This window comes from Vibrio sp. 10N.247.311.51, from assembly GCF_041467855.1.
Classification (GTDB): Bacteria; Pseudomonadota; Gammaproteobacteria; order Enterobacterales; family Vibrionaceae; genus Vibrio; species Vibrio coralliirubri.
The window spans coordinates 1-12,787 of record NZ_JBFSVK010000030.1; the positions used below are offsets into that span (position 1 = coordinate 1).

18 protein-coding genes are annotated in these 12,787 nt (G+C 39.9%); 16 read left to right on the forward strand and 2 right to left on the reverse strand.

The features are described 5' to 3' along the window. Positions 1 to 243: 243 nt before the first annotated feature. From AB6E85_RS21265 to AB6E85_RS21275, 3 genes are all read left to right on the forward strand, one after another. Positions 244 to 1,002 carry a carbon-nitrogen hydrolase family protein gene (locus tag AB6E85_RS21265; protein WP_368084184.1) on the forward strand — a complete coding sequence of 253 codons (759 nt, stop codon included), beginning with the start codon at positions 244 to 246 and terminating at the stop codon, positions 1,000 to 1,002. Positions 1,003 to 1,405: 403 nt separating this feature from the next. Next, positions 1,406 to 2,317, forward strand: a complete 912-nt coding sequence (locus tag AB6E85_RS21270) for a hypothetical protein (RefSeq protein WP_372144124.1) — start codon at positions 1,406 to 1,408, stop codon at positions 2,315 to 2,317. After that, positions 2,307 to 2,777 carry a hypothetical protein gene (locus AB6E85_RS21275; RefSeq protein ID WP_372144126.1) on the forward strand — a complete coding sequence of 157 codons (471 nt, stop codon included), beginning with the start codon at positions 2,307 to 2,309 and terminating at the stop codon, positions 2,775 to 2,777. The genes AB6E85_RS21270 and AB6E85_RS21275 overlap by 11 nt, the downstream gene beginning before the upstream one ends. 597 nt (positions 2,778 to 3,374) lie before the next feature. On the opposite strand, the gene AB6E85_RS21280 is transcribed toward AB6E85_RS21275, so the two are convergent. After that, on the reverse strand, positions 3,375 to 3,866 hold the full coding sequence (locus AB6E85_RS21280; RefSeq protein WP_017098132.1) for a hypothetical protein: 492 nt from the start codon (positions 3,864 to 3,866) through the stop codon (positions 3,375 to 3,377). A 304-nt stretch (positions 3,867 to 4,170) separates the two neighbouring features. On the opposite strand from AB6E85_RS21280, the gene AB6E85_RS21285 reads away from it, so the two are divergent. The 5 genes from AB6E85_RS21285 to AB6E85_RS21305 all read left to right on the forward strand — a co-directional run bounded on the left by AB6E85_RS21285 (position 4,171) and on the right by AB6E85_RS21305 (position 5,718). Then, positions 4,171 to 4,407 (forward strand): hypothetical protein, encoded by a 237-nt coding sequence (locus AB6E85_RS21285; protein ID WP_017098130.1) that lies wholly within the window; start codon positions 4,171 to 4,173, stop codon positions 4,405 to 4,407. 116 nt (positions 4,408 to 4,523) lie between these two features. Beyond that, the gene (locus AB6E85_RS21290; protein ID WP_017098129.1) at positions 4,524 to 4,751 is read left to right on the forward strand and encodes a hypothetical protein; all 228 of its coding nucleotides are present in this window, start codon (positions 4,524 to 4,526) and stop codon (positions 4,749 to 4,751) included. A 5-nt stretch (positions 4,752 to 4,756) separates the two neighbouring features. Further along, a complete protein-coding gene (locus AB6E85_RS21295) occupies positions 4,757 to 5,173 on the forward strand; it encodes a hypothetical protein (protein ID WP_372144128.1) in 417 nt (138 codons plus the stop codon). A gap of 34 nt (positions 5,174 to 5,207) precedes the next feature. Next, complete coding sequence (locus AB6E85_RS21300) at positions 5,208 to 5,516, forward strand: hypothetical protein (RefSeq protein WP_102481738.1); 309 nt, start codon at positions 5,208 to 5,210, stop codon at positions 5,514 to 5,516. Further along, complete coding sequence (locus AB6E85_RS21305) at positions 5,509 to 5,718, forward strand: hypothetical protein (RefSeq protein ID WP_016787191.1); 210 nt, start codon at positions 5,509 to 5,511, stop codon at positions 5,716 to 5,718. Before AB6E85_RS21300 ends, AB6E85_RS21305 begins: the two co-directional genes overlap by 8 nt. A gap of 97 nt (positions 5,719 to 5,815) precedes the next feature. Here AB6E85_RS21305 and AB6E85_RS21310 read toward each other — a convergent pair whose 3' ends face one another. Next, a complete protein-coding gene (locus AB6E85_RS21310) occupies positions 5,816 to 6,397 on the reverse strand; it encodes a DUF2913 family protein (RefSeq protein ID WP_372144130.1) in 582 nt (193 codons plus the stop codon). 261 nt (positions 6,398 to 6,658) lie between these two features. Here AB6E85_RS21310 and AB6E85_RS21315 point away from each other — a divergent pair, with 261 nt between their 5' ends. From AB6E85_RS21315 to AB6E85_RS21350, 8 genes are all read left to right on the forward strand, one after another. Further along, complete coding sequence (locus AB6E85_RS21315) at positions 6,659 to 7,456, forward strand: ParA family protein (RefSeq protein WP_372144132.1); 798 nt, start codon at positions 6,659 to 6,661, stop codon at positions 7,454 to 7,456. Continuing rightward, positions 7,453 to 8,427: a ParB/RepB/Spo0J family partition protein gene (locus AB6E85_RS21320; RefSeq protein ID WP_102579676.1), complete on the forward strand. Its 975-nt coding sequence runs from the start codon at positions 7,453 to 7,455 to the stop codon at positions 8,425 to 8,427. Before AB6E85_RS21315 ends, AB6E85_RS21320 begins: the two co-directional genes overlap by 4 nt. Positions 8,428 to 8,590: 163 nt before the next feature. Next, positions 8,591 to 8,821 (forward strand): hypothetical protein, encoded by a 231-nt coding sequence (locus AB6E85_RS21325; RefSeq protein WP_241910382.1) that lies wholly within the window; start codon positions 8,591 to 8,593, stop codon positions 8,819 to 8,821. After that, positions 8,808 to 9,272, forward strand: a complete 465-nt coding sequence (locus AB6E85_RS21330) for a hypothetical protein (protein WP_210457386.1) — start codon at positions 8,808 to 8,810, stop codon at positions 9,270 to 9,272. The genes AB6E85_RS21325 and AB6E85_RS21330 overlap by 14 nt, the downstream gene beginning before the upstream one ends. Continuing rightward, positions 9,269 to 9,640, forward strand: a complete 372-nt coding sequence (locus tag AB6E85_RS21335) for a hypothetical protein (RefSeq protein ID WP_372144135.1) — start codon at positions 9,269 to 9,271, stop codon at positions 9,638 to 9,640. Before AB6E85_RS21330 ends, AB6E85_RS21335 begins: the two co-directional genes overlap by 4 nt. Positions 9,641 to 9,662: 22 nt before the next feature. Beyond that, on the forward strand, positions 9,663 to 10,376 hold the full coding sequence (locus AB6E85_RS21340; protein WP_241910380.1) for a hypothetical protein: 714 nt from the start codon (positions 9,663 to 9,665) through the stop codon (positions 10,374 to 10,376). Positions 10,377 to 10,851: 475 nt separating this feature from the next. After that, positions 10,852 to 11,364: a hypothetical protein gene (locus AB6E85_RS21345; protein ID WP_372144137.1), complete on the forward strand. Its 513-nt coding sequence runs from the start codon at positions 10,852 to 10,854 to the stop codon at positions 11,362 to 11,364. A gap of 660 nt (positions 11,365 to 12,024) precedes the next feature. Beyond that, positions 12,025 to 12,723, forward strand: a complete 699-nt coding sequence (locus AB6E85_RS21350; RefSeq protein WP_372144139.1) for a hypothetical protein — start codon at positions 12,025 to 12,027, stop codon at positions 12,721 to 12,723. The last annotated feature ends 64 nt before the right edge of the window (positions 12,724 to 12,787 follow it).

Here is a 12,787-nt window from a genome sequence, read left to right on the forward strand (position 1 = left end):
TTCTCACACTCCTAAGTCTAGATTGCTAAGGAGGGAGTGGATTCCATACATCACGTTATCGTTATTACTTAGTAGCAAATTGTACTCGTTGATTTGCTTTAGGCTTTCTTATGTCTGGTCACCTTTCAGTGTAAAGTTTTGCGCAACAAAGTGTTAGATCTCATCAATAACCTCTGAATGCTAGTACCAAGCAAAATTTTATGATAGTACATTGTTTTTGTTACGATATTATAAGGGGAAAGTATGGGGTTAGGTAAAGTTAGGATTGCTTTAGCGCAGTACAAGGCAGTAAAAGGAAATATCAAAGAAAATTTAGACTGCCATAAAAAGTTTTGTTCTGAAGCCGCACGATTGGGGGCTGACATCATTACTTTCCCAGAGTTATCTTTGACAGGATATGAACCCTCATTGCTGGAAGGTTTAGCGATAGACATGTCTTCAATTCATGTTCACGAGTTGTCTCAATTTGCTGTTTCAAATGGCATTGCTGTTATCGCTGGATGCCCTATAAAAAGTGGACAACCGAAGCCATATATTGGCGCAATTATTTGTCATCCTAATGGAGACGTTGATTTCTACTCAAAACAGTACCTACACCAAGGAGAAAGTGAGTACTGTGTTGCGGGTTCCGAAAACTATTTCTTCAATATCAATCAGAACAAGATTGCATTGGCTGTATGTGCAGACTTTACTGAACCACGCCATCAGTCTGATGCTATTACCGAAAAAGCTGCTATTTATTTGGTAAGTGCACTTATTTCAAAGGAGGGCTTTCCCCAAGATAGTGTGCTGCTATCCCATATAGCAACCCAGATAAAAGCACCTGTTTTACTCTCAAATTTTCTTGGTGAAACTGGTGGTTGGCATACGGCAGGTAAAAGTAGTGTGTGGGATAAGGAAGGTAACGCTGTAGTTCAAGGAAGCCATTCTGAAGAAGGTCTTACCCTTTGCACGTTCGAGAATGATGTTATTTATGATGTCATATTTCAGCCTATTGATTAAATATGATTTGCTCCGTCAATACTGCACACCAAGTTAGTGACTTTCCATACCTGTAGTTATTCATAAATTGCTAATTTAGCAAAGCCACTGACACAGAAATGTCCAGAGGCTTCATAGACCTGAAGTTTTACTCGTGGCACTTTTCTCAAAAAGTGCCAGCTAGCTCAGATCTGCCCCATTGTAATCTAGACCTTTTACTCACTCACATCCTGTTAATGTACGTTTACCCTATAAAAAGTTACCCGACAGAATGCAACTCAACACGATTCTCCCCTTCGTTATGCTTGTTTTCTCTGCAAACTAACTATTTAACTAGTTAAATCATCAAGTTGTCTTCTTGATGATGATAACTAACTGAAAATATTGTTATTATCCTTTTTATTTATCAGCAAAATCGACTTCTATGAGATATGAATCCGCTCCTGTAGCCCCAGAAGAAAGACAAGAAACCACAACAGAACGTGCAGTACGTCAACATCGAGAACGTCAGGAAGAGCTGAGATATACCGCGAGCGATGAGAAGCGATGGGCTGAAAATAGAGAGCGTGTTCTTGCTGAACGCGAAGCTGCCCAACAAGCTTACGACCTAACAGAAAAAGAATGGAACGATGATTTACAAAAGCAAGCTAAAGAATATCAGTGGGACACCTCTCGACAAGAGAACGTGAGTATTGCGGTACTGACTGTTGAAGAAGGTAACGAGTATTTAGACTTGCTCATCAAAGACTCGCATGGACAGCTTTCGAATGGCAAGGACTACACTGGCGTAGGTATGGGGCTTAAAGGCGCTTATGAGGTCGCTAAAGAACTTGGCGGTTGGGGGGCAACCGCTAAAGCTGTCAATATCAATGGTGTAATGAATATTGTGGTTGAGAACTACAAGCCTAAATATTTAGACCTAGGTATCCGTTGGCAAGAAGCAACACCACAATTGCTTAAAATTGGTCACGCCCTAAATACCGTTCAAAGCAATGTCAGTTTCTTGAAAGGCAACATCTATGTAGAGCTTGTGTTTAGTGGTGCGGTTAATGCAGTTGACTACATTTTACATGATGAAAAAACGCTAGGTGAAGTGGTCGGCCAATTTACAGCGGATATATCTAAGGGCATTGCCGCAGGAGTTATCGCTCAAGGAATAACTATTCTGGGAGTCGCAACATTAAGTACGGTACTTGTTGTGCCAACCGCTCTAACACTTGGTATTTTCGCTGTTAGTGCGTTTATTGTTGGAAAGGAAATATCTAAACTAGATGACCAATTTAAATTCACGGAACCGATGAAGAGTCAAGTAGAGAAAACTATTAATGCTTTCTAATGAAAAATTTAACCGAAGGCTAAAGATAAAACGTTGGCTTAAAGTGATGGCTAGTTGGCCTCTTATGGTTTTTATGGTGTGGTTAAGCTACAGCTCAATTAATGAGTTAATTAGCATTAACAACTCAATCGGTATCATTCCTAAAGTAAAACTAGCAGGTTTAGTGAACAATGTAGCTTCTTTTGTAGGCCTTCTAATATTTGGTTTTATAGCGATCATTCCCATAGCGATGCTACACAGTTCAACAGAGCTGTTACTAAAAGTACCATTTTCGACAAAAACAGGGCTATATACTGTAGCGATAATAGTATTAAGTTGTATTGCCTCTGCCATATGGTTAGATAACAACACGAGAGAGAGAATAAAGCAAAATGACTATATTGAATGTACTTCTGAACAAGAAGTCACATTAAAATCCTCAAGTCGGACGTATGTTTTAGACCCTAGCTTGTGTGATTAAATTATCTTTCAAGCTCTTGGCACAAGCCACCCTGCTAGCGTATGTACACGTCATGCGCTAGCTCTCCCAAAGCCGTTTTTCAATACTTGAGGTTATTCATTAATTGCTAATATTCTATTTATCATAACGCATTTTTGTCCAAAAACGTGTTTCAGATGATTGGTTTCAAGAGTGATCACCGAGCGATTCTGTCGTATCTTAATTACCAAACAGCATTGACGCTATAAGAGATGGTCCAAGAAACATACCCCAGCATTCAGCCCTTATAAATAAAGAGCTGGCGACTCACATTGGACTTTTCTCTGAAATGGGCACAAAACCCCAGATACAAATACTGTGAGTATACTAACAATTGCTGATATGGCTTTTTAGATAGGAATATGGGGGGGGGGATTTGATTTTTTGATAGGTAAAATCTATTGGTAATTGATACGCTATTGCGTAATATTAGGGGTGTCAACACATACTGGAACTCTCTTTGAGGGTGTTGGTGTCGGAAGCGATTCCCCTAGTCAGTGAACAGGATAATCCAAGATAAAGACCAGACCAGATTTTTTATTTGTTAAAAGCACCTTTAGGGTGCTTTTTTCATATCTACTACTTTCTTTTAAGCACCGACTTTCCCTGAAGTCGTTGTGAAAGTATCCAGCTAACACGCTTGGCTTTACCCTTCGGTAGAGTTCCTTTACCCCAGTCGTCCACCTCATAAGCTGAATTGACTCTAAGTTTCAATTCATTGGTAGTGCCATTTGGTTTAGAAATACTAAAGAAGATAGCGTAATCAAATGCTTCCATGTAATGATAGGATTCGCCTTTCTTGGTCATGTAAGGCACAGCATAGTTATCGATAAGCTTATTTTTGATGAGATCCGGAAGTTCTATGCTGCATTGGTATCTCTCATGACACCAGTATCGCCCTTCCTGCCTAAAAAGTATTGGCCCATTTTCTTTCTCATCAGTAAAGCAGTGATTGGCGTAACTAACATGTAGTTTTACTGAGTTACCATCAACCTCGATGTCATGAGAGGTACTTTGTAGATGGGTTAAGTCATAAAAGTCGCCTTCAATAGTGAAACCTTTCCAAGTCATTAACTGTCCTTAACCTTCCTCTTAGCGCTTCGCGTAAGGATTTCTCTAGCCCATTCACTAACCGACTCGTGATCTTGGGCTGCAAGTTTCCACAGCGCTTTATCATTCTCTGTACATCGAATTTCTTGTTTTTTATCAAGAGTTACGTCCTGTTTAGGTCGCCCTCTTTTGCCGTTTTGAATTTTCATGATTTTTATTTTCTGTCATGACGTTATTTAAGTCAAGTCGTTTGCTTTCTATACATCAGTATGTATAGTATTTGTCATGACGTTAAATTGATCTCATATCGTAGGGAATGGAGAACATGATTTTTGAATTTTTTGATTGGAAAGTTAAGACTGGAATAATTATTACCGTTGCTCTTATGTTAAGTAGCGTTATTAGTTTCATTATTACGTGGACATCACCAGTACCAACGGATGCATTGTCAGCCGTAACTAAATATCTAAATTATCGTTGGTTTGCTTTCTTTGCTGTTAGCACATTGTCTATAGGGGCGGCAACAATGAAGTATCACGATAAAACATTAAGACGCTGCTAATAGAGAAAGTATGCGAAAAATAAGAAAATGGAAAATTAGTTCGACCACATTTATTCAATGGTCGCGTGGTACAGTAACAGCCAGCGGCAAGTCTAATTAGCGAGGGATAATTTATTATGAACAGTGAAATTAATCCGAAGGGATTAACGTGTCTAATTAAGCCTACGGTTATGATTGATGATTACCAGGCCGATGTTTTAATGGTGTCCCTATCGCCAGAGCTCCCACTTTCTTGTTTTTCGTTGAAGCAATGCTTTGACGGAGTGTTATTTAAAAGCGGCTCTAAAGCAGAATGGGTCAGGCAACTCCGCGAAATTGCCGATAGTTTAGAAAGTAAAGGTTAGAGCACTTGGCAAAACTATTTTTTATTTGTGATCAAGTTATTTATAGCGATGACTATTTAGACTTTGGTTTAAACGAAGTAGTTGTACACGATATTTTCGAGGAAAAAAATCGTAAGGAAGCGGAACTGATTTTTTCAAAGATAAAAATTAGGACTCTGCGTTCTGGAACCATAAGACATCGGTTAAAGATGGCTGGTTATAACGTTAAATTTGAGTTTCATCCACGATTGGCTCACCCTCATCTTTATGCACTTCAAGCCAGTGGTTCGTTATGCACTCAATATCCTAATGTAGTGCATGCCTTGAAAGCTTACTCGGATGAATTGGATGATAAACATTTATTAAGAAATCGCATTGAACAATCGATTGAAAAAATAGAACAATCTAAGATATGGACTCATTACGACATCGTTCCAATGTAGAATTGATTTTGAGATTATTTAACGAGGAAAAATCGTGTCACGTCCATTACTTGATGATGCTGTATTAAAACTGATTGATGCAAAGCTAATGCTCAATGGTCACGTTACCAGTAAAGATATTTACCGTCATTTGGGCTTAGGCCGTCAAAAGGTGAGTAAGGTCTTTCAATACTATTTAGCGGCTAATCCAGATTCGATGATCTACGTTCCTGCTAAGAAAAAATATATGGTTACAGATTCCTTCAAACCGTGTTTTCTTGGTGAAGTTAAAGCCGGTGAGTTTGTTGATGCTTTAATCACTGTTTTTGGAACATTTAACGAGAGCGAAAACAAAAATGACTGACAAATTTAAGTATTTCATAATAGTTAGCCAAGATAGTGAAGATGTAGAGCGTTCAGAAGGGACTATTGCGTATTTTGCTAATCCAGTAGGCAAAGGCGATACAGTCTATTGGGATCATGAAAATGGGAGCAGTGGAGGTGTTATAAAAGTTGTAGAGCACCACCCTACTGTATCTATTCTTATTGTTAAAAAAATAGACTAGAGCCCCCCTGCTCTTACTAGATGTGCTTGTTTTCGTGAGCATATTAACTAAGAGCAAAATGTTTATAGAAGTAATCACTCTCCTTAGTAGTGTCCCCTTACCTTTCACGATGCAGTAAAAGGTGAATGACTTCATCTTTATCTTCACTAACAATTTCAACGCGATAAATCCCTTTGGCTTGCAGTGCTTTAATTAATAATTTCAACCGATGGGTTTTCACTGTCATGGCCAATGGCTTTATTTGATTGCTGTCTTCATCAAATCCTTGCTCTACGCTTTTTTCTTTCATGTAGAGAGTGTCTCGTTCAATCTCTTTTTCTATATCTTCCAGCATCGATGGGAATTGATACTGCTCAAATAACTCCGTTAACATGATAGAGAGTTCGTCAGCCTGTGAAAATTTGGCTTGATACTCGAGATTCAGTCGATTGATATCCCATAGCTTTTCTTCAAGGTTACCTGTTCCACTGCGGCCAATACTGAGCATTGTCTTTAGTTCATTTTTACATGTCGAAAACTGAGGGCGCTTTACTTTTGGTTTGATGAACTTTACTAACAGCTCGTTTCTTCTTTTAGTTGTCCAAAATCCGCCTTGCTGACTCATCGTGCAATACAGTCCGAGAAGTGAATTTGTTACAAGTTCATCAAGGGCTTGATAGTGTTTAAGGTTCCGACTCATGAGCTTATTCTATCTAGATAACTGAAGCCTTAGTTTATCAGAAAAGTAGCGTTAACATCTTAGAGAGGCTTATCACGATAATTGGTATTTGGTAAAAGATCTCATAAGTTATTCGGTAGTTACCCCTGAAGTTGTGTGTAAATTATGACCGATCAATTTTGCATGCAAAATCTTGTTTTTCCCTATTGACTTTTTATTGGCTTATCCGTAGTATTAACCTTGTAATCAGGCGTTAACGCCAGTCTCAAAGGAGTAATACTAATGGGTAAAATCGTCGCGATCGGTAATGAAAAAGGTGGAGTTGGTAAGACGACTACTGTTGTTAACTTGGCTTACTACTTTTCTCATGTGCGCAGTAAAAAAGTGTTGGTTGTAGATATGGATCCGCAATGTAATTTGACGGATAAGTATTTTGACCAAAATGACGAGAGCAAAGCGAAACCCGCCTCTATCACTCGAAAAGTCGGTGAGGCGAATGTCATTTCATTCTTCGATGAAGAGTTCTATGGTGAGCCTGTCGAACTCAATTCAAATCTTCATATCTTTGGTGCTACTTTCAACATCAGCAGTCTTAACAACTGTACAAACGATGAAATTGGCTTCTTTGCTGACAACATCAATAAATTGTCTGAACAATACGACTACGTATTTATCGACACCGCCCCTTCTGTTGGAAACCTGCAATACTCGGCCCTTATCGCGTGTGATGGTTTATTAATTCCTACCACAGCAGAAGAAGACAGTTTTCAAGGTGTATCGAAAATTCTTAAGTCTGTAGCGCGTATCAAAAACACTTATGGTTTAGATGTATCTGTATTAGGTATGTATCTAAACATGGTGAAAAAAGTCCCAACTCAATTGCAAGATTATTTCGCTACCAAGTTGTCTGAGGATTATGGCGACCTGGTATTCAAGACTCAGGTGATCCATACAACTAGAGTTTCAGAAGCCTCAGCGTTCAAGCAAAGCATTATTGAGTATGACGCGAAAAAAGCTGAATACATCAACATCGATGCTTTGATGCAAGAGTTTGAATTGAAAGCGGAGGCGTTGTCATGAGTGGTAAGAAAGACTTTAAATCTTTAATGAGCAATAAGTCTAAATCGTTGCTCGATGAAGAAATCAACGAGGTAAAACCTGGTGAGAGCGTTGTTCTGATCCCTAAAGAGGACATCTATTCATCCGAACAGGTACGTAAATTCTTTGATGAAGAGTACATTGCCGAACTGTCTAAAAACATGGACGACATCGGCCAGATTCAACCCATCGTTGTGACTCATAAAGATATTCGTGGCTACAAAATACAAGTGGGGGAATGTCGTTGGAGAGCGGCCAACCTGAGTGACAAAATTACTCACGTAGAATGTTTGGTGCGTGACGCGGGAACCGTGTTAGCGCAACTATCAGAAAACCTTCATAGAAACGACCTTACTCCTTTTGAAACGGGCCGCGCTTTAGAGCTGCTAATGGAAGAGCAAGGGATTGTTGAGAACAAAGATCTAGCCAATGTTGTGAGCTTATCTGAGTCTCGTATTAGCGCTTTTCGAAAGGCGGCTCAATGCCCTCCTTATATTGAACTTGCTTATCACAATGGCATTATCCGTGATGTTGATACCGTCAACTCTCTACGTATTGCAGGAGAACTCAGTGAGGTAGAAACAAAGAAACTTCTTGAATCCCCTGTTTCACGTAAAGAAGCTAAAGAGCTTGTAAAAAGCCTAAAGGCTTCTAAGAAAGAGGCTAAATCAAAACCAGTTGATGAAGAACAACCCTCCCCTGAACATCAAGAAGTTACGAATGAGGCGGCTTTAAATGAAGTCACTCAAACGAAAGTATCTGGTGCTACCCCTACCCCGAAAAATAATGGAATAAGAATATCGTTTGAGGGGGAGCAAGGCTTCATTGATCTCAATGGCCAAGCCGAAAGTGGCCAAATCGTTATTGTACTTGATGCTAGTCCTGGGAAATTGACCGTACCAGCCAGAGATATCTCAGTGATTGGGTATCACTTGATAGAGCATGGCCACTAATAAAAAGAAGCTGGCTCGAGTCGTGAATACACATCGAGCCAACCTAATTAAGTTGTACTCACTAAACTTTGAAGGCAGCGCTACTCAAGCCATTGAACAAATAACGACTAGAGCGGTTGAACGGGCCTATGTTGCTCATAGGCCCCCACCCCCAGGTGAAGTAATGAAAGCTTGGGTTATTGAAAGTCGTGCTCCTCAATGGGCTTGTAGGGCCACTTTTGATTTGTTGATTGAACTTGATTGGTTGCCAAATACTGATATTGAAAAAGCTATTGCAGCTCGCTTTCTCCTCTTGAATGACTACCCAATCAATGAAAGTTGGAAAGCGTTATTAGGCGAGTGGTTAGAACTTGCCAAGCAAGCACAAAAAGAGAACTCAGATGAATACGAATAACTACAATGAAACTCTTAAAGATGAATACCGTACATTAGTTGTGGCGTTTTTTAACACCGTTGAAGAGCAACGTGAAGACCGCGAACTTAGCGCTCGTATGCTGTTTGAAATGGCTAAATCCAAATCGCTCACTGATAAAGAATCAATGAGCGCGGATTGGTTGCGCAATCGTGTTTACCAACCTCAAAAATATAAGCACCTACCCCAATGGATCGCTAAATCTGCATACTATTGCCTTATGGCTAGAAACTGGACTCCTACGAAAAACAGTGAATGGTTTGTAATGTTGGCCTTTTACGTTCGTGAGTTTGGTGGTGATACACCAAGTTATGAGGATCTGAGTCAAAGCCTCCCTGCTAACCTAGAAGGTGAATTAGGTTTTCAGTGGCTTAAGGTTTGCGTCAATGCAGTGAATGACATCAAAAAACAAAAACAAGAGAATCCGTCATGAGTTTTTCATATGAACAAAGAATTAAGCACTTACATGAGCTCTCTCAATTGCCTAGACAATCGCTTTGCTTTCAGCTTTTAACGGTCATGAATCTTTGTCATCTAGACTTGGATAATGGCAAGGTTGAACGATTGAAATCAGATGATGAAACCTGTTTTTATGAGGCAAATTCACTGAAAGAACAACTGCTTAATGTACCGAGTCTTAGCAACTCTCATAAGGTGCTCTATCTCCTACTCGATGCGGGTTTTATTGAGCGCAGAGTGTTGGATAAAGATGGCAAGGTTGTTATTGGTGATAACTATCAAAGAAATACGGCAAAGATTTTTTGGCGTATGTCTACAAAAGGGTTAAGCGTTTTCAGATAAGTACAGATTCAAGGGATTTATTATGGATGAAGAACTATTTAAATATTGGGATTCAGATAAGGCCAAGAAAAAGCAAACCGCGCTCACGCGTTTAAGTAATGGTTTAGCTAAGGAGCTTTTAGGAGACCGAAATACTAAGTCGCTGTTTAGTGATGAAGAAGTTGAAGCTATCGAAAAAGCTAGAGAAGCCCTGGATAGTGTTAAATATAAATTCACTCACCTTAAAGAGAAACGACTTAGAGACGAGCAAGAAAGAAAACGAGCTAAAGACGCTAGACAGGCTTTAGCTAAGAAGCTTTCTATTGCATACATTAAAGGCTCAGGCTCGTACCCTCTCACGACTTTTTCTAGAAATCACTTCTACCTATTATGTATGTTGAATGACCTACGAATTGGTTACACGCTTAGTTTCAACGATTTAGATGTTGAGGATTCCAGTGGTGTGGTAACTCATGATGAAGAGCATTTTCGACGAATGAGAGATTACAATGTTGATACTCTTAAACGAGAGCTAGAAGAACGTGTGATTACTTGGGTTCTCGGTGCCTGGACGTACTCTGGAGAGTTAATAAATGAACCTGAAGCGAGACTAGCTGATCTGACTTCAAAGCTCGATGCGGCTTTTGTAGGTACAGTCGATGAAAGATACAAGGGGCAAATAGAGCGTCTTGAAAAATATAATCGGGCCATTGATGCAAAAGTTAAACGATCTGAGTTTAAGATTGTTCAGGATTGACTTGGGTGATACCGCTTCGCGGTCGGGCTTTCCGTCACTGCGTTCCTCTAACCGCTAACTTGAGCCACTATAAGCAAGCAAGCTTGCTGTGGCTCTAAGTTCCAGGTCAACAATCCCTATCACATGCGCTGTATTCACACCTATTAAATAGCTTAATTCTTTGTTGCTAGATTGCTTGTCGCTTCGCTCATTCTGTAAGGTGCGGTCGGGCTCTTGTGGGCGCTGTATAAGGCTCTCACGCAGAGTAAACCTGGCGAGTGCGATACGTTAGGCAACGCCCCGCCATGCGCTTAAAATTCATTTGGTGTGCGGTAGCTTTGCTTTTCTTTGTTGTTGGTCGTTTTAAGTTTTCGCTTCGCTTATCCCTTCGGGCCTATCCCTTTATATTGTAAATTCATATTGACTTTTTATGTGTAAGGCCTTAAAATTAACTCAGAACTTAAGGCAATACTGCCGCTACTTTGGAGACTACATCATGTCATGTTCATATGTTTCAGACCGCTTTTTAGCTACCCTTAAAGATTCCCTACTTTCTCTTGCTTATAGCGCTCGCTTGGATGGCTCAGAAGATCTAAAAGGTTTTCTAGCGTCCCTCGATAATGACCCTTATTTTGGTTGTTCTACTCAAGGTGCGACCAACTTAATGCGTCTTTTCCACGTAGCCAATCATCGTGCCTATCGCGTACGTTATCCGCACGAATCCATTGAACCATTCCGCTCATACAAACATCGTGATTGTCGTTGTAAGCCTCATAACTACGAACCGAAATCGGATCTAAAACAGATCGCGGAAACATTGAAAGCGATTGAATATTTGATCTATCACTGTTCGGAAGATGGAAAAGTTGCGTGTGATAAGCGTGCACCCTGGCAGTACTTTAAGACGCTAACACGTAAAGTGGCCAACATGTTGGTCAAGAACTCCCCAGATTATAAAGCGGCTCAGTGGGGAGAGTGTGAATACCTTGAGTGGACTAAACGTTATTAAGTAAAGCGATGGGGGTCGTTTAAGCGGCTCTCAATTTTGCATGCAAAAGTGAGATTTAAAGATCATGGGTCAAACAAGTAACGTAAAAACAAGGACTGTCTATTGTGCAGAAGTCGAGATCGCATACGACGACGGGAAATATAAAACGTTTACCATTTCTGGGTGTACTCCTGGTATGCGCAACAAGGCAATGGATCGATTAATTGAGGATGAAGGAGAAGTGAACTATTGCAGAAATTACAAAGAGAAAAGGTTGAATGTATGAAGCTTTAAAACTAACTCAGAACTTAAGGCAATACTGCCGCTATCTAGGATACATACCATGACTACAGTTCAATCTATATGGGGAAGTGACCAGACTCTTGCGATAACCGCTAAATTTTCAATATCAAAACTCATTTATGACGAGAATTAATGAGGTTTTGCTTTTTTAAATAATCTGCTCTGTCAGATAGTTAACCATATTGTTGTGCGGAGGCTCGAAGCTATAGAAAGGCTCAAAATTCGGAACATGGTCAAGGAGATAATGTTACGTTTTGTTTTATATTTAATTAACGGTTCACTTACCACATCTTTCGATAATACTTTAAAAACTTTTGGACTTTTCAATAAACTTGGAGTCGCTTACCAAATTTCTAGTTAACAAAAAGAGGTAGAAAAATGTCAGTTAGGCAGGTACAGAAGAATAAGCGCCGTCAGGCGAGAAAGAAAGCGAAGGCGAGTAAAACTAAATCTAAGTCCTACTCGCCAGCACCAACACAAAACGTTATTGATGGTGTGAAACCGTTGTTGATTGAATACATTCAAAGTGAGCAGAAGTATTTGGATATATTCAAATCACTGGAACGTGGCCAGGTATACGTTGTGGGAACAGAAGGATCGCAAACGATGCACGCGGTTTTATCAGAAGATGAATATATTGGCTTAATGCCACAAGGAGATAAGGCTGCGTTGGCTGCACAGTTCGCCCTACTGGAAAATGAAAAGGTAGTTGGTTATACCGAAGACGAGACAGGCTTTATGACATACTTTTTTCTTGATCATGAAGTACTTCTTCCGCCGTCTAATGATAAGGGTAACACTACTGCATTGATAGAAAATCGACCTATGCCCGATACAGTTTACGTATCTGAAAGTAGCGGGCATCGTATCTATATTGAAGATGTTGTAGGCAATATAGGTGATGAGTTCTATTTAGTAATGACCGTTCCTGAAGAAGATAAAGACCACATGGATGCAATGGGCGATGAGTTGGATTCTCACCAATGGCTTGAAATGGTGGATTCACTTGGCCTTAAGCCAGTGGTTGAAACTAGTGAGGCGGAGCTAGAAAGCTTACGCTCTATGTTTACTAAATAGTTAATGGGAAAATATGCTTAATAAAAAATATAACGCATACCTGAACGCGACAAAACGTATTCTA